General features: G+C 64.5%; 22 protein-coding genes and 1 riboswitch. Of the genes, 20 read left to right on the forward strand and 2 right to left on the reverse strand.

Going from position 1 to position 20,344, the window contains the following annotated elements:
- The first annotated feature begins 20 nt into the window (after positions 1-20).
- From ACFVTG_RS17700 to ACFVTG_RS17780, 17 genes are all read left to right on the forward strand, one after another.
- Complete coding sequence (locus ACFVTG_RS17700; RefSeq protein WP_284756301.1) at positions 21-275, forward strand: flagellar FlbD family protein; 255 nt, start codon at positions 21-23, stop codon at positions 273-275.
- 3 nt (positions 276-278) lie between these two features.
- A complete protein-coding gene (locus ACFVTG_RS17705) occupies positions 279-1,106 on the forward strand; it encodes a motility protein A (protein ID WP_390282201.1) in 828 nt (275 codons plus the stop codon).
- Positions 1,103-1,900 carry a flagellar motor protein MotB gene (locus ACFVTG_RS17710; protein WP_390282202.1) on the forward strand — a complete coding sequence of 266 codons (798 nt, stop codon included), beginning with the start codon at positions 1,103-1,105 and terminating at the stop codon, positions 1,898-1,900. The genes ACFVTG_RS17705 and ACFVTG_RS17710 overlap by 4 nt, the downstream gene beginning before the upstream one ends.
- An 83-nt stretch (positions 1,901-1,983) precedes the next feature.
- Positions 1,984-2,424 (forward strand): helix-turn-helix transcriptional regulator, encoded by a 441-nt coding sequence (locus tag ACFVTG_RS17715; RefSeq protein WP_390282203.1) that lies wholly within the window; start codon positions 1,984-1,986, stop codon positions 2,422-2,424.
- 199 nt (positions 2,425-2,623) lie between these two features.
- On the forward strand, positions 2,624-3,034 hold the full coding sequence (locus ACFVTG_RS17720; RefSeq protein ID WP_059388228.1) for a molybdopterin-binding protein: 411 nt from the start codon (positions 2,624-2,626) through the stop codon (positions 3,032-3,034).
- A complete protein-coding gene (gene modA, locus ACFVTG_RS17725) occupies positions 3,031-3,843 on the forward strand; it encodes a molybdate ABC transporter substrate-binding protein (RefSeq protein WP_390282204.1) in 813 nt (270 codons plus the stop codon). Before ACFVTG_RS17720 ends, modA begins: the two co-directional genes overlap by 4 nt.
- Positions 3,844-3,909: 66 nt before the next feature.
- On the forward strand, positions 3,910-4,320 hold the full coding sequence (locus ACFVTG_RS17730; protein ID WP_284756292.1) for a VOC family protein: 411 nt from the start codon (positions 3,910-3,912) through the stop codon (positions 4,318-4,320).
- A gap of 42 nt (positions 4,321-4,362) precedes the next feature.
- Positions 4,363-5,259: a flagellar motor switch protein FliM gene (locus ACFVTG_RS17735; RefSeq protein WP_284756290.1), complete on the forward strand. Its 897-nt coding sequence runs from the start codon at positions 4,363-4,365 to the stop codon at positions 5,257-5,259.
- On the forward strand, positions 5,256-6,032 hold the full coding sequence (gene fliN / locus ACFVTG_RS17740) for a flagellar motor switch protein FliN (protein ID WP_390282205.1): 777 nt from the start codon (positions 5,256-5,258) through the stop codon (positions 6,030-6,032). The genes ACFVTG_RS17735 and fliN overlap by 4 nt, the downstream gene beginning before the upstream one ends.
- Positions 6,033-6,542 (forward strand): flagellar biosynthetic protein FliO, encoded by a 510-nt coding sequence (fliO, locus tag ACFVTG_RS17745; protein ID WP_390282206.1) that lies wholly within the window; start codon positions 6,033-6,035, stop codon positions 6,540-6,542. It begins immediately after the preceding gene.
- Entirely contained in the window at positions 6,500-7,393 is an 894-nt protein-coding gene (fliP, locus tag ACFVTG_RS17750; RefSeq protein WP_390282207.1) for a flagellar type III secretion system pore protein FliP, read from the forward strand. Before fliO ends, fliP begins: the two co-directional genes overlap by 43 nt.
- Positions 7,393-7,668 (forward strand): flagellar biosynthesis protein FliQ, encoded by a 276-nt coding sequence (fliQ, locus tag ACFVTG_RS17755; protein ID WP_078106307.1) that lies wholly within the window; start codon positions 7,393-7,395, stop codon positions 7,666-7,668. Before fliP ends, fliQ begins: the two co-directional genes overlap by 1 nt.
- 1 nt (position 7,669) lies before the next feature.
- Positions 7,670-8,428 (forward strand): flagellar biosynthetic protein FliR, encoded by a 759-nt coding sequence (locus ACFVTG_RS17760; RefSeq protein ID WP_390282208.1) that lies wholly within the window; start codon positions 7,670-7,672, stop codon positions 8,426-8,428.
- On the forward strand, positions 8,428-9,531 hold the full coding sequence (locus ACFVTG_RS17765) for a flagellar biosynthesis protein FlhB (RefSeq protein WP_390282209.1): 1,104 nt from the start codon (positions 8,428-8,430) through the stop codon (positions 9,529-9,531). The genes ACFVTG_RS17760 and ACFVTG_RS17765 overlap by 1 nt, the downstream gene beginning before the upstream one ends.
- A gap of 61 nt (positions 9,532-9,592) precedes the next feature.
- Complete coding sequence (locus tag ACFVTG_RS17770) at positions 9,593-11,641, forward strand: flagellar biosynthesis protein FlhA (protein ID WP_390282210.1); 2,049 nt, start codon at positions 9,593-9,595, stop codon at positions 11,639-11,641.
- Entirely contained in the window at positions 11,619-12,641 is a 1,023-nt protein-coding gene (locus ACFVTG_RS17775; RefSeq protein ID WP_390282211.1) for a hypothetical protein, read from the forward strand. Before ACFVTG_RS17770 ends, ACFVTG_RS17775 begins: the two co-directional genes overlap by 23 nt.
- 4 nt (positions 12,642-12,645) lie before the next feature.
- Positions 12,646-12,891, forward strand: a complete 246-nt coding sequence (locus tag ACFVTG_RS17780) for a carbon storage regulator (protein WP_284756280.1) — start codon at positions 12,646-12,648, stop codon at positions 12,889-12,891.
- 344 nt (positions 12,892-13,235) lie between these two features.
- Here the strand turns inward: ACFVTG_RS17780 and ACFVTG_RS17785 are convergent, their stop codons facing one another.
- Positions 13,236-13,880, reverse strand: a complete 645-nt coding sequence (locus ACFVTG_RS17785) for a hypothetical protein (protein ID WP_390282212.1) — start codon at positions 13,878-13,880, stop codon at positions 13,236-13,238.
- Positions 13,881-14,014: 134 nt separating this feature from the next.
- On the opposite strand from ACFVTG_RS17785, the gene ACFVTG_RS17790 reads away from it, so the two are divergent.
- Complete coding sequence (locus tag ACFVTG_RS17790) at positions 14,015-14,848, forward strand: sigma-70 family RNA polymerase sigma factor (protein ID WP_284756277.1); 834 nt, start codon at positions 14,015-14,017, stop codon at positions 14,846-14,848.
- 7 nt (positions 14,849-14,855) lie between these two features.
- On the opposite strand, the gene ACFVTG_RS17795 is transcribed toward ACFVTG_RS17790, so the two are convergent.
- The gene (locus ACFVTG_RS17795) at positions 14,856-16,397 is read right to left on the reverse strand and encodes an MFS transporter (protein WP_390282213.1); all 1,542 of its coding nucleotides are present in this window, start codon (positions 16,395-16,397) and stop codon (positions 14,856-14,858) included.
- A gap of 82 nt (positions 16,398-16,479) precedes the next feature.
- On the opposite strand from ACFVTG_RS17795, the gene ACFVTG_RS17800 reads away from it, so the two are divergent.
- Together ACFVTG_RS17800 and gcvP are read left to right on the forward strand one after the other, a co-directional pair.
- On the forward strand, positions 16,480-17,028 hold the full coding sequence (locus ACFVTG_RS17800; RefSeq protein WP_284756274.1) for a TetR/AcrR family transcriptional regulator: 549 nt from the start codon (positions 16,480-16,482) through the stop codon (positions 17,026-17,028).
- A gap of 189 nt (positions 17,029-17,217) precedes the next feature.
- A riboswitch (glycine riboswitch) is annotated at positions 17,218-17,315 on the forward strand.
- Positions 17,316-17,476: 161 nt separating this feature from the next.
- Positions 17,477-20,344: an aminomethyl-transferring glycine dehydrogenase gene (gene gcvP, locus ACFVTG_RS17805; RefSeq protein WP_390282214.1), complete on the forward strand. Its 2,868-nt coding sequence runs from the start codon at positions 17,477-17,479 to the stop codon at positions 20,342-20,344.

Below are 20,344 nucleotides of genomic sequence, written 5' to 3' on the forward strand. Positions count from 1 at the left end.
AGCTAAAGCAGAAACGGCCCATGATCGTTGTCACCCGCCTGAACGGCACCCGCTTTGCCGTGAATCCGGACATCATTGAACGGATCCACGAAAGCCCGGACACCCATCTGGTGACCCTCGACGGCGCTACGTACGTTGTGCGGGAAACCCTCGCGGAGGTTGTGGAACTGATTGCGAACTACCGGGCCTATATTCTTCGGCGCGCACAGGACCTCCCCACCGTTACGGGCTATCCCTTGAGCCTCGTGCGCACACCGGAACCGGACGGAAGGTAAGCCATGGATCCCTCAACAATAATCGGCCTGTTCCTGGCCTTCGGCTCGGTGGTCGCCATGGTGACCCTCGAAGACGCCAACCTCATGGCCCTCCTGCTTCCCGCGCCCATGGTCCTGGTTTTCGGTGCCACCTTGGCCGTGGGTCTGGCCGGAAACACGTTCCGCGATACCGTGCGGGCGTTCAAGGACCTCCCCAAAGCGTTCAAGGGAAAGACGGACAAGCCTCAAGAAAGCATCGACCAGCTGATCGGATTTGCCGAGAAGGCGCGGAGCGAGGGCCTCCTCTCCCTCGAAGAGGCGGCCACGGACGAGAAGGATCCTTTCCTGGCCCGTGCCCTCCAGAACATCGCCGACGGCACCGACGCCGAAGAGCTGCGCATCCTCATGGAAGACGAGATCGACTCCAAGATGCGCAGCGACCACGTCTCTGCCAAATTTTTCGCCAGCCTGGGCGGCTACGCTCCAACCATCGGCATTATCGGCACCGTGGTATCGCTGACCCACGTCCTTGAAAACCTTTCCTCGCCCGATCATCTGGGACCGATGATCGCTTCCGCTTTCGTGGCGACCCTCTGGGGTCTGTTGTCCGCGAACTTCATCTGGCTGCCCTTCAGCTCGCGGCTCAAGCGACTGTCCGAGCTGGAAATCGAACGCATGACCCTCCTGATGGAGGGAATGCTGGCGGTGCAGAACGGGACCCAGCCCCTCCTTCTCGCCGAACGGCTCCGCGCCATGGTTCCCGCCGACAGGCTCGGCAAGGTGAAATCCGCAAAGAAGAGCGACGACGACGAAGCCCGCCCCGGCAAATTCGCTTCATCCAAGGCCGCATGAGGTCCCGGCGCCGCCGCGGTTCACCTCCGGCGGAAGAACACGTCGACGAACGCTGGATGGCTTCCTACATGGACATGGTCACGGTGCTCATGTGCATGTTCATCGTGCTCTTCGCAATGTCCACCGTGGACCAGGCCAAATTCGACAAGCTCCGCAATTCACTTGCTACGGGTTTCGGCACGGTGGTCAGCCAGAAAGTGGACACCGCCACCGGGACGGTCGTTCCGCCGGAATACACCAGCGCCGATGCCCAAGGATTCTCCAACCTGGACCTCGCACTCAAGGAAGCGGCCCGGCTCACCGCTTTGCGCGACGACATGAAGTCCAAGCTCGACGCCGCGGGGCTGGGGGCCAACGTGCAGTTCAAGATCAACGAACGCGGACTCACCGTGAAACTCGTAGGATCGCAGACCTTCTTCGAGCCCGACCGGCCGGAACTCACGCCCCGCGCGAGCCAGGTTCTTGGCATGATTGCCCCGGCCATGGCCAAGGCGGCCCTTGAAATCATGGTGGAAGGCCATGCCGCCAACGGAGTCACCTCGTATCCCTCCACATGGGAGCTGTCTTCTGCACGCTCCGTCAACGTCCTCAGGTACCTCGTCGACCATGGGGGCATTTCGGCAGGGCACATCGGCGCCGTAGCATTCGGATCCGCCAGGCAGGTCAACGACGATTCCACCGAGGCGCTGATGGAACTCAACCGCAGGGTGGACGTGGTCGTCCTCTCGGACAAACCCGAAGTGGTCCGCGCCCTGATCCCCGAAGCGCTTAAGGCGAGGGCCGGCGGCCAGTAGCGGCCGGTGCCCTTGTCGCGGCCGGTGACCCAACGCCGTCGGGCACCATGGAAGTGATCGCCATGCCGAGGTACGCTCGTGGCATGACCCCGGAAGACATCGCCAGGCTCACGTACTTGCGGAAGGCCCGTGACCTGATCGACCGCGAGTACGCAAAGCCCCTCGACGTGCCGACCATGGCCAGCCATGCCTTCATGTCACCGGCGCACTTCTCGCGGCAGTTCCGGGCCGCCTATGGCGAGACCCCTTACAACTACCTCATGACCCGCCGAATCGAGCGCGCGATGGCGCTCCTGCGCGGCGGAATGAGCGTGACCGACGCGTGCATGGAGGTCGGTTGTACGTCGCTTGGCTCGTTCAGCTCGCGGTTCACTGAACTCGTGGGGGTGCCGCCTAGCACTTACCGCGCCCGGGAGCATCTGGCCGTCGCCGCCATGCCTGCTTGCGTGGCGAAGATACGCACGCGGCCCAGCCGGAACGAAGCGAGCAAGCGTCGGGAAGCGCTTGCAGTCGCCGCGGACTGAGCAATCGCCGCGGATTGACTAGCTGATCGGCCGTAGCCGGCCACAATACGCCAGAGGTCCCGCCCCCGATGGGGCGGGACCTCTGCTGCGTCCGGGACGTCTACTAGCCGGAAAAGCATCACTCCCCGGAAATACGGTCACATTTGATTTGCGGAAGATACATGCCGTCACAACCGCATTTGAGGATTATTCTGAAGCCATGCCAAATATTCGAGTATCTGAAGCAGCCCGGTTCCTGGGCGTCAGTGACGATACCGTCCGGCGCTGGACCGAGAACGGCATCCTGACCCCGGTCAAGGACGATTCAGGCCGGCTGGCCGTGGATGGCCTGGAACTCGCCCACGTCGCGCGGGACCAGGCCCAGCTGCCTGAGGATCCCACCCGGGTGGGCCGCTCGGCGCGCAACCGCTTCGTCGGCCTGGTCACGGGCATCACTGCCGACAAAGTCATGGCCCAGGTGGAACTGCAATGCGGTCCCTTCCGTGTCGTATCCCTCATGAGCAGCGAGGCGGTCCGGGAACTCGGGCTCGAACTCGGCTCAGTTGCCACAGCCGTGGTCAAGGCCACCACCGTCATCATCGAAACACCCCAAGGAAAGAGCACCATATGAGGATCACCCGCAAGCCTTTCGCCGCGCTGCTCGTTGCCGGCGCCCTCGCGGCGGGGATGACCGGCTGCGGTTCAGGCACTCCCGCCAGCACCGCAAACAGCGGATCCGCCAGCGCCAGCGAAACGCCAAAGCTCTCCGGTACGGTGACGGTTTACGCGGCTGCCTCGCTAAAGGCAACGTTCACCAGATTGGCCAGCGAATTCGAAGCTGCGAACCCGGGTACAAAAGTGGCCCTGAGCTTCGCCGGGTCTTCGGACCTCGCCACGCAGATCACCCAGGGCGCTCCGGCGGACGTCTTTGCCTCGGCAGACACGAAGAACATGGCCAAGCTTTCCGACGCCAAGCTGCTCGACGGAACGGCCAAGAACTTCGCCACCAACGTCCTGACCATTGCCGTCCCGCCGTCCAACCCGGCGTCGATCAGTTCCTTCGCGGACCTCGCCAAGCCGGGTGTCAAGGTGGTCGTCTGCGCCAGCCAAGTACCTTGCGGCTCTGCCGCCCAAACCATCGAAAAGGCCACCGGCACAACCCTGAAGCCTGTCAGCGAAGAGTCTTCCGTGACTGACGTCCTCGGTAAGGTCGCCTCCGGGGAGGCCGACGCCGGACTCGTCTACGTCACGGACGTCAAGGGCGCGGGGGACAAGGTCAAGGGAATCACGTTCCCCGAGTCGGACAAGGCCGTCAACACGTACCCGATCGGCGCTGTGGGCACCAGCAAGAACAAGGACCTGGCCACGGCTTTCATCGCGTTGGTGACGGGAAGCGAAGGCAAGAAGGTTCTCGGCGACGCCGGCTTCGGAACTCCATAACCCCTTGGAAAGAAGCGAGCAGGATTCGAGAAGCGCTGGTCAACGCCACGGACTAGCGTCGTTGCCATGACTATTTCACTGCAGTACTCACACATCACTGTCAACGATCCCGACGAAGCGCTCACGTTCTACCGGGACGCCCTCGGGCTCGAGGTGCTCAACGACGTCGCGCAGGGCGGATTCCGGTGGGTGACGCTCGGCAGCAAGGACCAGCCGGGTGTTGAAATCGTGCTTTCCGAACCGCATGCGGGCAGGTCAAAGGCCGACGGCGATTCCCTCCAGGAGCTGCTCACCAAGGGTGTCCTGGGGCCGATCGTCTTCCGCTCCGACGACGTCGACACGCTCTTCGAAAGGGTCAGGGCTTCCGGCGCGGAGGTCATGCAGGAACCAATCGACCAGCCGTGGGGTCCCCGTGACTGCGCCTTCCGCGATCCTTCGGGCAACATGGTGAGGATTTCGCAGGCTCCGGCCGCGTAGCTTTAACTTACGCCCGCACTTTCCTTGCCGATAGTGGCAACCGTGAGTGAACAGGAAGATCAATTCGCGGGACGGCAGCGCACCGTGGACGTCTATGACTTCCGCAGGCCCACCACCTTGCCGCGGCAGCACAGCCGCGTCCTGGAAGTCGCCTTCGAGACGTTCGCCCGCCAATGGGGAACACAGCTCACGGCCAAGGTCCGCGTGAAATCCACCGCGACCCTTGAACAGCTCATCATGCAGAGCTACGACGAATACGCGGCGTCCCTCCCTTCGGTCACTTCGATGGTGCTGTGCCGCATTGAGGGCAGCGAGTCGCGGCTGGTCATGCAGTTTCCGGCCACGGCGGCATTGTCCTGGGTCACCCGCATGCTGGGTGGCGCCAGTGAGACGGCCGTCCCGGATCGGAAGTTCACCCAGATCGAGCAGGCCCTCATCAGCCGCATGGTGGAAGACGGACTGGAGGACCTGAGCTATTCGCTTGGTGCCCTGCTGACCACCCCGGTGCGCATGGACGTCATCCAGTACAACTCCCAGTTCGCCCAAGCCGCCGCTCCGGCGGAGCTCATGATCGTGGCTTCGTTCACGGTGAAGGTGGGCGAAAGCCTTGCCGCAGCCAGTCTCGCTATTCCCGCCGACATCCTCCTTTCCGGGCTCGGCGACGTGAATCCCACCGTCCACAGCCGCGACGCCGAGGCGCTGGTCCGCGCCCAGGTCACCCAAGTGCCGGTAGACGTAGCCATCCAGTTGAGCCCCACGCCGGTGACGCCGGCGCAGATCCTGGGCCTCGCCGTCGGGGACGTCATTCCGCTGCCGCACCTGGAGAACCGGCCGTTCGACGTCGCCATCAACGGTACCCGCCTGGCCACCGCAGCCCCGGCCCGCAACGGCTCCCGTGCAGCCGCCGTCATCGTCACAATCGAGGAGAACCAGCGATGAGCATCACCCTGACCCTGCACGAATCCGCGGCCGAGCGTTTGGCCATGCAGTTGCCGACTCCTGCCACGCTGAACGTCTCCGGCATTGTCCCGCCCCAGGCCGCCGCGCCATACGCACCCCTCGCGATTACGGCCACTTTCGTCGGCGCCGTGACCGCGGACTTCGCACTCATCCTCACGGACCGTTCCTTCCTTGCCGCTGCCGGCGGTGGGTTGAGCGGCGGCCCCCTCCAAGGCGGCCTGCCCGCCGGTGCCGTCTCCGGCGGTATCGTCTCCGTCGTTGACGTACTGCGTCCCGCGATGGAACACGCAGCCGACGCGTTCGACGCCGGCGTGCTGGGGGAGTTGCGCGAGGAAGACGCTACCGGGCTGCTGTCCGACCCCGAAACCGCCCTTTTTGAACTGCGCCAGTCTCCCGCGTCCGACGGCGGCCCGACGTTCGGCTGGTTTGCCATCCGGGTCCGCGAACACGGAACCGTGCGGGACACCGCTGCCGCACGGAGCGCCCAGTCCGGTGCCGTTTCGTCCCGCCTCGGACTGATCAGCAACGTCGAAATGGCCCTCACCGTGGAAATCGGCCGCACACGTATGTCCGTGCGCGACGCCCTCGCCCTGGAGCCGGGCAAAGTGATCGAGCTGGACCGCTCGGCCGGTGCACCCGCGGACGTCCTGCTCAACGGACGCCTGATCGCCCACGGTGAAGTCGTCGTCGTGGACCAGGACTATGCAGTGCGCATCACACGCATCCTGGATGTCGCCGAGGGAATCTACTAGATGGATTCGCTCGTCCTCGGGCTGCGCGTGCTCGTGGCCCTGGGCGCGGTGCTGGGGCTCATTTGGGTCCTGCAGCGCCGGCTTCTCAAAGGAAAAGCCAAGGGCCGACGCCGGGCCAACACCACCTTGACGGTGGTCAGCCGGCAGACGGTCGGCCAAAAGGCCTCCGTGGTGGTGGTCGACGCCGGCGACAAGCGTTTCCTCTTGGGCGTCACTGAGCACGCCATCAACGTCCTGCACAGCAGCGACGTCCCCGTGGAGCTCCCGGAAACTCCAGCGCCCGGGAGCTTCGCCGATATCTTCCGCGATGCCGGCGGCGCCTCACTTGCGGACAACGGGCCCCAAGCCACGGCTCTCCAAGGCAGTGCACTCCAAGGTAGTGCACTCACTCGCCGCAGCGAGATCCACCGCCGCAGCGAGCCGGACAAATCACAGCCCATGCACGGATCCATCCTTGCCGGCTCCACATGGCGGCAGGCCGCCGAGGCCATCAGGGGACGCCGGAATTGATCCTGACCCTTGGGACTGCCGATGCCCGACGCGCCGGCAGGATATTGCTGGCCGTGCTTTGCATCCTTTTGCTGACGGCCCTGTTCCTGTGGCTGGGCATGTCCGCCGGACATGCGGCCCCGCTCAGCCCGACGCCGCCCACCGCGCCCGCCGTTCCCACCGCACCGGCCCAACCCTCCAACGGAAACGTCAGCATCAATATCAATGGGCTGGACGGAAAGCCATCCACAGCTGTGGTGACCCTGATCGGGATCACGCTGCTCTCGGTCGCTCCTGCCTTGCTGCTCATGATGACCTCGTTCACCAAGATCTTCGTGGTGCTGGCGATGACCCGCAACGCCTTGTCGCTCCCGTCGATCCCGCCCAACCAGGTACTGGCCGGGCTGGCGCTCTTCCTGTCCCTGTTCGTGATGTGGCCCGTGATTTCGGAAATCAACAACGTCGGCATCCAGCCCTACCTGAACGGGACGCTGGACTTCAACGGGGCCGTTTCGGCCGGATCCGCGCCACTCCAGCACTTCATGGTGGCCCACACCCGGCAGGAAGACATCGCCCTCATGACCCGGGCGGCCAAGTTGGATAATCCGGCCAACCCGCAATCGGTCCCGTTGCAGACCCTCATCCCCGCGTTCATGATCTCCGAGCTCCGGGCCGCGTTCATCATCGGCTTCGTCATCTTCATCCCGTTCCTGGTGATCGACCTTGTGGTCTCGGCCGCGCTGATGTCCATGGGCATGATGATGCTCCCGCCGGTGATGATCTCGCTGCCTTTCAAGATCCTGCTGTTCATCCTGGTGGACGGCTGGGGATTGGTGATCACGGCCCTGATCCAGAGTTATTCGAGCGGCTGATGGATACCAACGCAGTCCTGGACATTTGCCTCCAGGCCCTGATTCTTGCGGCCAAGCTGGCCGCGCCCGCCTTGGTGACCGCGCTGGTGGTGGGCCTCGCCATTTCCCTCCTGCAGTCCATCACCCAGCTTCAGGAAGCCACCCTCTCCTTCGTGCCCAAGGCAGTCGCCGTGGCCGTGGCCTTGGTGGTGTGCGGGCACTGGATGATCACCGAGGCTGTCTCCTTCACCAACGAGCTCTTTGCCCGGATACCCGGGCTGATCGGCGGAGCGTGAAGTGGAGCTGCCCTTCAACCAGTCCTGGCTTGAGGTCCTGTTGTTGGCCTCCGTCCGGATGACGGCCTTCCTGGTGGTCGCCCCGCCCTTCTCCCACCAAACAATTCCGCTGCGCATCAAAGCGATGCTCGGCATCGGTTTAGGGCTGGCCGTTTCCCAACGTCTCTCCGTTGGCTACAGCTCCAAGGACACTGCGGGCTTCATCACGGCCGTGGTCCTTGAACTCGTGACCGGGTTGGTCCTTGGCTTCCTCGTTCTCCTCGTCTTCGCGGCCATCCAATCGGCCGGCAGCCTGATCGACCTCTTCAGCGGCTTCCAGATGGCCCAGGGCTTCGATCCCCAGATGATGATCAACGGAGCCCAATTCACGCGGCTGATGCAGATGGCCGCCCTGGCCCTGCTTTTCGCCTCGGATGGCTACCAGCTGGTGATCGGCGGGCTGACCGGGAGTTTCACGGCCTTGCCACTGGCCGGGGGACTGGATTTGGCACAGCCGGTGCACGCGATGATTTCGGCTCTGACCGGGATGTTCCTTTCCGCCGTGCAAATCGCCGGGCCCTTGTTGGTGGTACTGGTACTCGCCGATATCGGGTTGGGGCTCCTTACCCGTGTAGCGCCCGCCCTGAATGCTTTTGCCTTGGGATTCCCCCTCAAGGTCCTCATCACCCTGGGCCTCGCAGGGTTCCTGTTCCTGGCACTGCCGCGGCTCGTTGCCATGCTCGCCGAGCAAGCGGCGAACACACTGATGGGGGTGGGCTGATGTCGGATTCACAGGAGAAAACCGAGCATGCCACTGACAAACGGATGCGGGAAGTCCGGTCCAAGGGGCAGCTTTCCCGCTCGCAGGACCTCACCGCCTGGCTCGCCGTCGGGTCCGCCGCAGCCATGATTCCGTCCACCATCGAGCGTGCCTCCAACGCTGCTGCGGACCAACTGTTCACCGTCCGCGGCGTGATCGCGAACCCCGATCCTGCCAAAGCCGTGGCGGCGCTAGAAGCCGGGTTTGGTTCCCTGGCCCAGGTGCTGGGGCCCCTGTTCGTGGTGGTCATGGTGGTAGTGCTGGCCGGATCCGCGTTGCAGGGCGGCATCCACTTCAAGAAGTTCCGCGCCGAGTTCGAACACTTCAACCTTGTCAGTGGCCTCAAGCGGGTCTTCGGCGGCCAGGCACTGTGGGGCGGCCTGAAAGCGCTCCTCAAGACCGCCGTCGTCGGGCTTGTCCTCTACGCGGTGGTGCAGGGGCTCATCCCGGTGCTCCTCACCGCAGGGGGACTGCCGGTGTCCGGCATCCTGTCGGCAGCAGCCGGAGGCATCGGTTCGTTGATCCAGTTCGCCGTGCTGGCGGGCCTGGTCCTTGCCGCCGCGGACATCTTCGTGGTCATGCGCCGCAACCGCAAGAAGACGCGCATGTCCAAAAAGGAGATCAAGGACGAAAACAAGAACAGCGACGGCGATCCCCTCATCAAGTCCCAGCGGCGCTCGCGCCAATTGAGCATGAGCCGGAACCGAATGATCGGCGCGATCGCAGACGCCGACGTCGTGATCGTCAACCCGACGCACGTCGCCGTAGCGCTGAAGTACGACGCCGGCAAAGCGGCACCGCGCGTCGTGGCCAAGGGAGCGGGAGTGATCGCTGCCCGTATCAGGGAAGAGGCGGAAGCGAAATCGGTCCCGATGGTCCAGGACGTGCCGCTGGCCAGGGCACTGCATTCGGCCTGCGAGCTGGGCCAGGAAATCCCCGTTGAGCTGTACAGGGCCGTGGCAGGAGTCCTGGCGTTCGTCATGTCGCTCAAGGCCAGGGGAGCGGCCCGCGGAATGCACCGTTTGCCGGTAGTGGCGGGATCCATGACCGGAGCCCCCGCGTGAGCCGGAGCCATAGGACACTCACCGCACCGAGCAACCACACCACCCCGGACAGGACACCGCAATGAACAACAGACTCGCCAGGCTCACCGTGCCGGTGGGAATCGTGGGCATCGTGCTGCTGCTGGTGGTTCCCGTTCCGGCGCCGCTGCTGGACTTCCTGATGGTCTGCAACATCCTGCTGGCCCTCCTGATCCTGCTCACTAGCATGTTCGTCAAGAAGCCCCTGGACTTCTCCGTCTTCCCGTCCTTGTTGCTCGTGGCTACGCTGTTCCGGCTGGGGCTCAACGTCGCGTCCACCCGGCTCGTGCTGGGGCAAGGATTCGCCGGACAAGTGATCGATGCTTTCGGCAAGGTCACCGTGGGCGGCTCCATGATCATCGGCGCCGTGGTGTTCCTGATCCTTGTGGTCATCCAGTTCGTGGTGGTCACCAAGGGCGCCGAACGCGTGGCCGAAGTGGGGGCAAGGTTCACCCTCGACGCCATGCCCGGCAAGCAGATGGCCATCGACGCGGACCTCAACGCCGGCCTCATCACGGACGCCCAGGCCCGAAAGCGCCGCGCAGAGGTGTCCGCCGAGGCCGACTTCTACGGCGCGATGGACGGTGCCTCGAAATTCGTCAAGGGCGATGCGATCGCGGGCATCATCATTATCATCATCAACTTCGTTGGCGGCATTGCCATCGGAGTGCTGCAGCGTGGCATGAATGTCGGCGACGCGCTGAATTCCTATGGGCTGCTGACCATGGGCGACGGGCTCGTCACCCAGATTCCGGCCCTCCTCATGGCAGTGTCCACGGGCATGATCGTCACCCGGTCCAACGCCGAGGAAGACATGGGCCGCACGGCCTCTTCGCAGCTCATGCAGTCGCCCAACGCCTTGCTCATCGCCGGACTGGCCGCGGTGGCCATGGCGCTCATCCCCGGCATGCCGATCGTGCCCTTCCTGCTGGTGGGCGCTGCCCTGCTGTTCGGCTCGAGGCGCCTGGCGGCGCAGCAGAAGAAGCAGAGCGAGGCGGAGGACGCACAGGAAGCAGCCACCCTGAGCTCCGAAGACGACCCCAACGAGCGGCTCATGCAGGACATGCGCGTCCACCCCGTCGAGATCTTGTTGGCTCCGGACCTTGTTGACATGGTCTCCGGAGCCTCGGACGACCTCCTGGCCCGCGTCCGCTCTTTGCGCCACAAGATCGCCATGGAGTTGGGGATCGTGATTCCGCCCGTCCGCACGCGAGACAACGTCGAGCTGCCACCGGCCACCTATGCCATCCGCATTGCCGGAGTGGAAGCCGGACGCGGCACGGCGCCGTCGGGCAAATTGCTGGCCCTCGGCGATTACCTTGACGCCCTGCCGGGTACCTCCACCGTGGAACCGGTCTTCGGGCTGGCCGGTAAGTGGATTCCCACTGAGATGCGCCATAGCGCTGAAATGACCGGAGCAACGGTGATCGACCGGGTTTCCGTTCTGGTGACGCACTTGTCGTCGATCGTGTCCGCCAACGCCGCTAGGCTCCTCACCCGGGAGGACGTCAGGGTGCTGACGGAAGGCGTGCGCAAGCAGAGCCCGGCCGCCGTCGAGGAGCTCATTCCGGGGCTCATGTCCCTAGCGGAGGTGCAGCGGGTGCTGCAGGGCCTCCTCGAAGAACAAGTCCCCATCAACGATCTTCCGCGCATTTACGAGGCCCTTGCCCTCCGCGCCAAGGTTTCCACCGAGCCCGAGGCCCTGGTCGAAACCGCCCGGCAATCCCTCGGCCCGGCGCTCGCGGCCAAGTTCCTGGACGGCACGGTGCTCAATGTGATCATGATCGATCCGCTCCTGGAACAGTCCATGCTCGAGGATATGCGTCCGGCCGAAGGGGGTACCCAGATCGTCATGAGCCAAGCGCGCCTGGACGCCGTCCTGGCCTCAGTGCAGACATCGGTGGAGGCCGCGGCCAATGCCGGACGGCAAGCTGTCCTGGTGTGCGCCCCGGCGCTGCGGCCCGCGGTCCGGCGGCTCGTGGCGGCTCCCGACGGCGGTGTGCCCGTGTTGTCCTATCGCGAAGTGACGTCTGCCAACATCCAGATCGAAACCGTGGGGGTGGTCCGCCATGCCGAAGCAATACAAGCTTAAGGGCGCGTCCTTGGACGCCATCCGGGTGAAGGCCGAGCAGCAGTACGGGCCCGGCGCGCGGATCGTCTCTGCCGAGAAAGTCACCAACCCGGGAATCGCAGGGCTCTTCGCGGCCAATCGCTACGAGGCCACCATCGAGGTTCCGGGAGCGGGTTCCGCCCAACTAGCTAGCAATAGTTGTCGTTCTGACGGCTCAGAACGACAACAACTGCGAGTCAGTTGGGAGGGCCCTGCGGGCGGGGCGCACCTCGGCGGGGAGGCGCATGCGTTGCAGGGGCCCGCCATCGCCGCGCTCCTGGAGCAAGCCGACGCGGCTGAGATGGACCTGCACCGTGCCGCGGCAGCAGTTTCAACCGCCTCGCCGGATTTTGCCGGGCTGTTGGAACAGCTGGGGAAGGAGTTCCAGGCGCCGATCTACGGACCACAAACGCAAGGAATGTTGACCGCCTTGCCGGCCTCCGCCGTCGGGCACGGAGTTCCAGTAGCCGTACCAGTGCCGCTTGGCGGCAGCGGCAACCTCATCATCCTGCTTGGCCTCGGCGACGACGCCTTGGGACCAGCGCTGGAAATGTCCGTCGCCGAGGGCGGCTCCGACGTCCGGACAGCCGGAGCGTTGACCGCTTTCGGGCACCTCCACGTGGCGGGACGCCAGGGTGCGACGGCGGCGCGCGCCCAAGCGGTCGTCACCGGCCAAACCTTGCTGGTGGCGTATGGACTTGGCAGGCGGGGCGAAGCCGTGACGCATGCGGCGGACATCGCCGCCTTCGCCGCAGACCAGTTGTGGCTGGTTGCCGACGCTGGGCGGAAAGCGGAAGACACGGCAGCCTGGGTCCGTGCGCTTTCCGCCGCACTTGCCGCCGAGCGCGTCCGCGTCGACGCCCTTGCTGTTTTCGGCGCGTCGGAAACAGCAAGTCCCGAGACTGTCAACGGACTCGGCCTTCCCATCGGGTGGGTGGACGGCAAGCCCGCCCGCGTTGCCGTGCTCGGAAAGGTAGATTGAGAGCATGCTGGTACTGACACGCAAGCCGGGCGAACAGATCATGATTGGTGAGGACATTGTCATCACCGTCATGGAAGGCCGCGGCGACGGCGTGCGGATCGGGATCGAGGCCCCTCGAGGGGTGTCCATCCAGCGTCGCGAAGTTGTTGAGGCGATCGCCGCTGCCAACCTTGCGGCTGCCCAGGCCGGCCCCGAAGCCGAGGAACTCGTTGCCGGGCTGCGTCCGCCGGTTCGGAAACGTAAGGAATAGGCGCCCCAAGTGGGGAATGTTGGCTCAGACACCCAAGTTGCCTGCAAGAATGCGATCTGATTTTTGCGATGAAGATTCGGACGATTGACGAGCGGGACATGAACTTGATCTGCGTCGATCCTTCATTTCGAGTGATAGACGTCTGGCTCGACCCCAACAGTGGCGCTTGGGACAAATCGCAGGCATTCGATATTTCGTCCGGCAGCCTCTTGGACGTCCTTGAATGGGCGAAATTGGACAGGCAATCGTGCAACTTTTCGGAGGTTTACGCCTACGATGCAAACCCGAACTCAGGACAGCCAAGCTTTATTCTCCTGCACACTGTCGTCCACCGGTAGCCGTCGCTAAGCCAACCCCAGGAACTCCCTGAGAAGCGGCAGCGAGCAATCCCTCGTCACGGCCAAGGCCCGTTCGATATTGGCGTTTTCCGCTAGCAGCATCACGTCATCCACCGTGCCCGCTTGCACGATCGCTCCCGGCGCCGATGGGGCCATAATGTCGCCGGGCTGCACAGAGTCAAGCGGCGGGTTCCGAGCCCCTTGTGGCCCCATCAGGAGAGACTCGAGGTTGGCGGCCGCGGTTGTTTCGACTTGCTTGAGCAACAGGACGAGTTCACGGTGGTGTTCCTGAAGTAGTTCCGGCCAGATTCCAGGCGGCGCCACTGAAGCGATCATTGGCAAGGTGGCGTTCGCCGGCAGGCGCCACTCGATCGCTCGGGCCGACGACTCGATGTTCCGGGAAAGCGTGTCGAACCGAAGGTTTTCGAGGACCTTTTCCACATCACCGGCAGCGAATTTCAGCCAATGCCAGTTGCCTGCCCGAACGTGCAGCAACTGCGTTTCAAGCCGGTACAACAGCAGTTCCAGCTGTCTCCGCTCGCGCCACAGCAGCGCCGAAAGCTCATCCGCCCCCACGGTTCCCCATTCCCCGGTTTGGCCTCGGAAGATGGTTCCGAGGCCTGTTTTTGTATCTTTTTCATGAGCGTACACGCATTGTTATTTTTCAGATGGTATGTTCACTGAATACATGTCTGTTCCATGTAATCTTCGGCACGTTGCATCGTCTCAGCAGCTCGCCCATGAAGCCCCTGGAATCAGGCTTGGCAACTCAATAAACAGGTCTCATGGGGGGACTAATTTTGAATCGCGAAGAACGCAACGAGCTGGTGCTGCAGCACTTGCCGCTCGTTGGCTACTTGGTGTCGGAGCTCTGCGCGAGAGCTTCTCATTTGTCGCGCGACGATTTCGCGTCGGTAGGGTCCGTGGCGTTGATAACGTCTGCCGATTCCTTCGATCCGAACCTCGGAGTCCCCTTCGGCGCGTTTGCGCGCCGCCGGATCGTCGGAGCCTTTGCGGACGAGATGCGGTCCAGCGACTGGGCCACCCGATCAGCCCGTAAACGCATCAAGGAAACCATGTCGGTCCAGGAGACGCTGTCGGGCGTTCTTGGCCGTACACCTTCGGTTGCCGAAACCGCATCGGCCCTCGGCGTCGAACGCAGCGTCGTGGAAGCCGCCCTGGCAGACGCCGCACGGACGCTGTCGCCCCTGGACGACGTCGTCGTGGACACTGTCGCCGCGGACACCATCTCCCCGGAGCATTCGGTCCTGGCCGATGAGCGCCTCAAGTACCTTCGCGCAGCCGTCGAGGCCCTGCCGGAAAAGATGCGGTACGTCGTCAAGGAGATCTACTTCGCGGGGCGGACCGTCAAGGAACTCGCCGAGGAACTCGGTTCAACGCACGCTGCGGTCTCACAGCAACGTGCCGAGGGCATCCGCCTCATGCGCGACGGACTGTCCGCGCATTACGCGGACGATCCCGGGCAGTCCTTTGAGCCCCAATCGCGCATTACTGCCCGTCGCCGGCACGACTACCTCTCGACCCTTGCCACCGCTACGTTGGGCGGAATTACCCGTAGTTTCGGCTCGCCTGATGCTGCCTTGAACCGGGCCGTCTAGACTCCGCCTACTTTGCCGTCGGCACGCGGCGAAGCACGACGGCGGCAAGGACTGCCGCTCCCGCCATCAGTACCAGCCCGATCGCCGCTGTGATGTGGACCCCCGATTCAAAGGCGGCACGCGCGGCGGAGGTCAGGGCGTCGCCCAACGGCTGGGGTAGTGTGGCCGCGGCGTCCATGGCTCCGGCGAGGGTCTCCCTCGAGCGTTCGGCTGCGTGGCCGGACAATTCGCCCGGAAGCAACAAGTGGTGTTGGTAGGACGCTGTCAGGATGGAGCCAAGCACGGCTGTGCCCAGCAATGATCCGAGTTCGTAGCCCGTTTCGGAGATCGCCGATGCAGCACCCGCCTTGTCAGCAGGGACCGCGCCGAGGATCAGGTCGTTGGAGATGGTCTCGGCCGAGCCAACCCCTATGGCCAGCAGCAGGAGTGCCGTCAAAAGGTACCCCGGCCCCTGGCTGTGGTTGCCCAGGGCGGCCACGAGGTATCCCACCGCGCTCAGTGCCAAACCCGATGCCACCACCAGACCCGGGCGGATCCGCTTGACCAGCGGAACCACCACCAGGCCCGCCACGATGGTGGCCAGCAAAGCCGGAACCATGGCGATCCCCGCCTGCATGGGGGATTGGCCTTCCACCAGCTGCAAGTGCTGCGCGAAGAAGTAGATGAAGCCGGTCATGGAGAACAAGGACAAGACGTTGGCCGTGATGGCCGTGCTGAAGACCTTGTTCCGGAAAAGCTGCACGTCCAACATGGGCGATGCCAAAGAGCGCTGCCTGCGGACGAAGACGATTCCCATGGCCAGGCCGAACGCCGTGAAGGCCGCGGGTCCAGGACCAAAACCGTGCACGGCTGACTCCTTGATGCCATAAACCACCGGAGCCATGGTCAAGATGGACAGCACGACGCTGGGAACGTCCGGCTTTCCCGGGTTGCGGTCCTTGGACTCGGGGATGAGGAACGGGCCGAAGGCGAGCAGGGGCAGCAATAGTGGCACTGCAACCAGGAACACGGCTCCCCACCAGAAATGCTCCACGAGCCAGCCACCGAAGATCGGCCCGAGCGCGGCACCGCCTGAGAATCCCGCTGCCCACACGGCGACGGCGAGCCGGCGGCGGTTCGGGTCCGGGAAGATGTTGCGGATCAAGGAAAGCGTGGACGGCATGAGCATGGCTCCGAAGATGCCCATGCTGGCGCGTCCGGCGATGAGCCATTCAGCCGACGGCGCGAAGGCGGTGACCGCTGAAACTGCGGCGAAGCCCGTGCTGCCGATCAAAAGCAAGCGGCGGCGGCCGATCCTGTCGCCCAGGTTTCCCATCGACACCAACAGTGCCGCGAGCACCAGGGGATAGGCATCCACGACCCACAGCAGCTGCACGCCCCCCACTTCCAGCGACCGGGCGATTTGCGGCAGGGCAAACGTCAGGGCCGTATTGTCCACAGCCACCAGCAGCACCGGGAACATCAGGAGCGCCAAGGCAGCCCAATCGCGCCACGGGGCGGATTGAATCGAGAGGGTACGGGGGTGCTGGGTTGTGGACGGCGTGAACATGAGGATAACTGTACCGTCTGGACGGTATAGTTTCAATCTGACTCATCGAACTGCCACATCGAACTAAGGGATGATGGACACCATGCCGCGAAAACCTATTGCCCGGGACGCTGTCTTGGATGCCTTTGAAGCCCTGCTGATCGAGGTGGGGGAGCGGGCTGCCACCCTGGACGCCGTCGCCAAGCGCGCAGGCGTCTCCAAGGGCGGCTTGCTCTACCATTTCCCCAACAAGGAAGCCATGATCGGCTCCTTGCTCGAACGCATGGACAGGCTGGCCGCGCTGGACATCGAGGCAATGAAGGCAGCTCCCGAAGGCTCGGCCGCGTTCTTCATCAAGTCTTCCCTTTGGGCGGACACCCCCTTGGACCGGGTGTTCGTGGCAGCCACGCGGCTCGCGGAAGTAGCCCACGAAGAAACCCGCAGGCGCTTCGCCGGGATCCAGCAACAATGGCTCGATGTGCTCGCCGAGGAAGTGGGGCCCGAGATGGCCAAAGCCGTCCGGTACATGGGCGATGGACTTTACTTCAACGCGATGCTTGAGGGTGGCGCCGGCGATACGGAAGTCAAGGCAAGCGCCAGGAGCGCCGACGTCGGTGCGCTGCTGGCCGCCGTCGAACGCCTCCGTGGCTGAGTGGCCACCCAACTCACTCGCAGTTGTTGTCGTTTTGACGCTCCAAAGCGACAACAAGTGCCAGTCAGTTGGGAAAGTCCGGCGGCTCGGTGACCATATTTGCGGACGCGGGCAGTCCATAGGACAATTGGGAGTTGTGGCAGCCGTCACCGGCAACCACAATCCGATTCACACAACTGAATACGCCTTTGATCTGCGGCGGGAGAGTCCTGCAGGCATGTGATGCAGGCGCCGTAGGAGCAAATCCTCCCCAGGAATCTCTCAGGCCCACGCACCGCCGCGGCAAGGCAACTCTGGAAAGCAGCGCGCTGACGCGTGCTCACCGACGGTGCAAGCGGAACAGTGCCACAAGCATGGTTTCGCGGAAACTCTCAGGTCCAATACAGAGCGGGGAGGAACCCGATTAGCTGTGGCGCACCCTGCGCCGCCTTATTTATGGAGTTCCTTCGTGACGGTTAGTTCAACCTCCACTACGTTCGTTGACCGGCATATCGGCGCCCGCCGCCAGGCCGACATTGACATCATGCTCAAGTCTGTTGGCTACGACAGTGTCGATTCGCTCGTAGACACCGCGGTTCCCAATGACATCCGCCAGGACAAGCCCCTCACCTTGGCCAACGCCCTGAGCGAGGTGGAGGTCCTGGCCGAGCTGCGCAAGCTGGCGGCCAAGAACAAAACGGCCGTGCAGATGATCGGGCAGGGCTACTACGACACCGTCACTCCGCCGGTGATCCGCCGCAACATCCTCGAATCCCCGGCCTGGTACACGGCCTACACCCCGTACCAGCCGGAAATTTCCCAGGGCCGCCTCGAGGCGCTGCTGAACTTCCAGACCATGGTCCAGGACCTCGTGGGCCTGCCCATCGCCAACGCCTCCCTGCTGGACGAAGCGACCGCCGTCGCCGAAGCGGTCCTGATGATGCGCCGCGCGAACAAGAACAAGACGGCCCATGACGGCAAGACCCTCCTCGACGCCGATTGCCTGCCGCAGACCATCGCGATCGTGAAGGGCCGCGCCGAGGCGCTGGGCTTCGAGGTGGAGATAGCGGACCTGTCCGCCGGCCTGCCCGAGGGCGAGATCAACGGCATCGTGCTGCAGCAGCCGGGCGTTTCCGGCCGGGTGTTCGACCACTCCGCCGTGATCGCCGCCGCCAAGGAACGCGGCGCCCTCGTCACCGTCGCAGCCGACCTCCTGGCCCTGACGCTGATCACGCCTCCGGGCGAGCAGGGTGCCGACATCGCTGTCGGCTCCACCCAGCGCTTCGGCGTGCCGCTGTTCTTCGGCGGCCCGCACGCCGCGTACATGGCCGTCCAGAAGGGCCTCGAGCGTTCCATGCCGGGCCGCTTGGTGGGCGTTTCCAAGGACGACGCCGGCACTCCCGCCTACCGCCTGGCCCTCCAGACCCGCGAGCAGCACATCCGCCGCGAGAAGGCGACGTCCAACATCTGCACCGCGCAGGCACTGTTGGCCATCGTGTCCTCGATGTACGCCGTCTACCACGGCCCCGATGGCTTGAAGGCGATCGCCGAGACCGCCCACCACCACGCCCGGACCCTGGCCGCTTCGTTGAAGGGCGCGGGCCTTGAGGTCCTGCACGGCAGCTTCTTCGACACCGTCACGGTCCGCGTCCCGGGCAAGGCTGCCGGGATCGTTGCTGCCGCCGAGGCCAAGGGCATCAACCTGCGGATCATCGATGCCGACACCGTGGGCGTCTCGGTTGACGAGACCACTACGAAGGAAATTGTCGGCGACGTCGCCGCGGTGTTTGGCGCTGAGGTACTTGAGTCCGGTGAGGGTTTCGCGCTGGAGGCCGCCGTCGGGCGTTCTTCGGACTTCCTGCAGCACCCGGTGTTCAACACGCACCGTTCCGAGACCCAGTTGCTGCGCTATATCCGCAGGCTTTCGGACCGTGACCTGGCGCTGGACCGCACCATGATCCCGCTGGGTTCGTGCACCATGAAGCTGAACGCGACCGCCGAGATGGAGGCCATCTCCTGGCCGGAGTTCGCCTCGATCCACCCCTTCGCCCCGGATTCCCAGACCGAGGGCTGGCGCGAACTGATCGAAGATTTGGAAGCCGACCTGACGGAGATCACCGGTTACGACCAGGTCTCCATCCAGCCCAACGCCGGTTCCCAGGGCGAACTCGCGGGCCTGCTGGCCATCCGCGGCTACCACCACTCCCGCGGCGAGGCCCAGCGCAACGTCTGCCTCATCCCGGCGTCCGCCCACGGCACCAACGCGGCCTCGGCGGTGCTTGCCGGCATGAAGGTGGTCGTGGTGGCCACCGCCGCCGACGGCACGATCGACCACGCGGACCTGCAGGCCAAGATCGACGCCAACAAGGATGTCCTTTCGGCGATCATGATCACCTACCCCTCCACGCACGGCGTGTACGACGCCGACGTGCGCGAGATCTGCGACTCCGTGCACGCGGCCGGCGGCCAGGTGTACGTTGACGGCGCGAACCTCAACGCGCTCGTGGGCCTGGCCCAGCCGGGCAAGTTCGGAGGCGACGTGTCGCACCTGAACCTGCACAAGACCTTCTGCATCCCGCACGGCGGCGGCGGACCCGGTGTCGGCCCGGTCGCGGCCAAGGCACACCTGGCACCCTTCATGCCGGGCGATGCCAACAAGGCGGCCCATGAAGACGGCGCTTCTTTGCCAGGGACTGGCGTTGCGATTTCAGCTTCGCGGTACGGTTCGGCGGGTGTGTTGCCGATTTCCTGGGCCTATGTGAAGCTCATGGGCGGCGAAGGCCTCACCGAGGCCACCAAGTCCGCGCTGCTTGCCGCGAACTACATCGCCTCGCGCCTGAACGAGTACTTCCCGGTCCTTTACACGGGTGAGGGCGGACTCGTGGCCCACGAGTGCATCCTGGACCTGCGCGAACTGACCGCCCGGACCGGCGTCACCGCGGAGGATGTGGCCAAGCGCCTTATCGACTACGGCTTCCACGCTCCCACCCTGGCGTTCCCGGTCGCGGGCACCCTCATGGTGGAGCCCACGGAGTCCGAGGACCTCGGGGAGATCGACCGCTTCATCGAAGCCATGATCACCATCCGCAAGGAAATCGACCAGGTCGCGCACGGCGACTTCACGGTGGAGAACAGCCTGCTGCGCCACGCGCCGCACACCGCGGCCGCCGTCGTGAGCTCCGATTGGGACCGTGAGTACTCCCGCGAGCAGGCCGTCTTCCCGGTCCACCACCTCAAGCAGGACAAGTACTTCCCGCCGGTGGGCCGCATCGACGGCGCCGCGGGCGACCGCAACCTGGTCTGCTCCTGCCCTCCGATCGAAGCCTTCGAGAACTAA

The sequence above is a fragment of the Arthrobacter sp. NPDC058127 genome (assembly GCF_042884555.1).
Lineage (GTDB): Bacteria > Actinomycetota > Actinomycetes > Actinomycetales > Micrococcaceae > Arthrobacter.

Bases quoted from the DNA above. Each gene is read 5' to 3' on its own strand.
- ACFVTG_RS17700 (WP_284756301.1), top strand. From the start codon at position 21: ATGATCGTTGTCACCCGCCTGAACGGCACCCGCTTTGCCGTGAATCCG.
- ACFVTG_RS17705 (WP_390282201.1), top strand. From the start codon at position 279: ATGGATCCCTCAACAATAATCGGCCTGTTCCTGGCCTTCGGCTCGGTG.
- ACFVTG_RS17710 (WP_390282202.1), top strand. From the start codon at position 1,103: ATGAGGTCCCGGCGCCGCCGCGGTTCACCTCCGGCGGAAGAACACGTC.
- ACFVTG_RS17715 (WP_390282203.1), top strand. From the start codon at position 1,984: ATGACCCCGGAAGACATCGCCAGGCTCACGTACTTGCGGAAGGCCCGT.
- ACFVTG_RS17720 (WP_059388228.1), top strand. From the start codon at position 2,624: ATGCCAAATATTCGAGTATCTGAAGCAGCCCGGTTCCTGGGCGTCAGT.
- modA (WP_390282204.1), top strand. From the start codon at position 3,031: ATGAGGATCACCCGCAAGCCTTTCGCCGCGCTGCTCGTTGCCGGCGCC.
- ACFVTG_RS17730 (WP_284756292.1), top strand. From the start codon at position 3,910: ATGACTATTTCACTGCAGTACTCACACATCACTGTCAACGATCCCGAC.
- fliN (WP_390282205.1), top strand. From the start codon at position 5,256: ATGAGCATCACCCTGACCCTGCACGAATCCGCGGCCGAGCGTTTGGCC.
- fliO (WP_390282206.1), top strand. From the start codon at position 6,033: ATGGATTCGCTCGTCCTCGGGCTGCGCGTGCTCGTGGCCCTGGGCGCG.
- fliP (WP_390282207.1), top strand. From the start codon at position 6,500: ATGGCGGCAGGCCGCCGAGGCCATCAGGGGACGCCGGAATTGATCCTG.
- fliQ (WP_078106307.1), top strand. From the start codon at position 7,393: ATGGATACCAACGCAGTCCTGGACATTTGCCTCCAGGCCCTGATTCTT.
- ACFVTG_RS17765 (WP_390282209.1), top strand. From the start codon at position 8,428: ATGTCGGATTCACAGGAGAAAACCGAGCATGCCACTGACAAACGGATG.
- ACFVTG_RS17770 (WP_390282210.1), top strand. From the start codon at position 9,593: ATGAACAACAGACTCGCCAGGCTCACCGTGCCGGTGGGAATCGTGGGC.
- ACFVTG_RS17775 (WP_390282211.1), top strand. From the start codon at position 11,619: ATGCCGAAGCAATACAAGCTTAAGGGCGCGTCCTTGGACGCCATCCGG.
- ACFVTG_RS17780 (WP_284756280.1), top strand. From the start codon at position 12,646: ATGCTGGTACTGACACGCAAGCCGGGCGAACAGATCATGATTGGTGAG.
- ACFVTG_RS17790 (WP_284756277.1), top strand. From the start codon at position 14,015: ATGGGGGGACTAATTTTGAATCGCGAAGAACGCAACGAGCTGGTGCTG.
- ACFVTG_RS17795 (WP_390282213.1), bottom strand. From the start codon at position 16,397: ATGTTCACGCCGTCCACAACCCAGCACCCCCGTACCCTCTCGATTCAA.
- ACFVTG_RS17800 (WP_284756274.1), top strand. From the start codon at position 16,480: ATGCCGCGAAAACCTATTGCCCGGGACGCTGTCTTGGATGCCTTTGAA.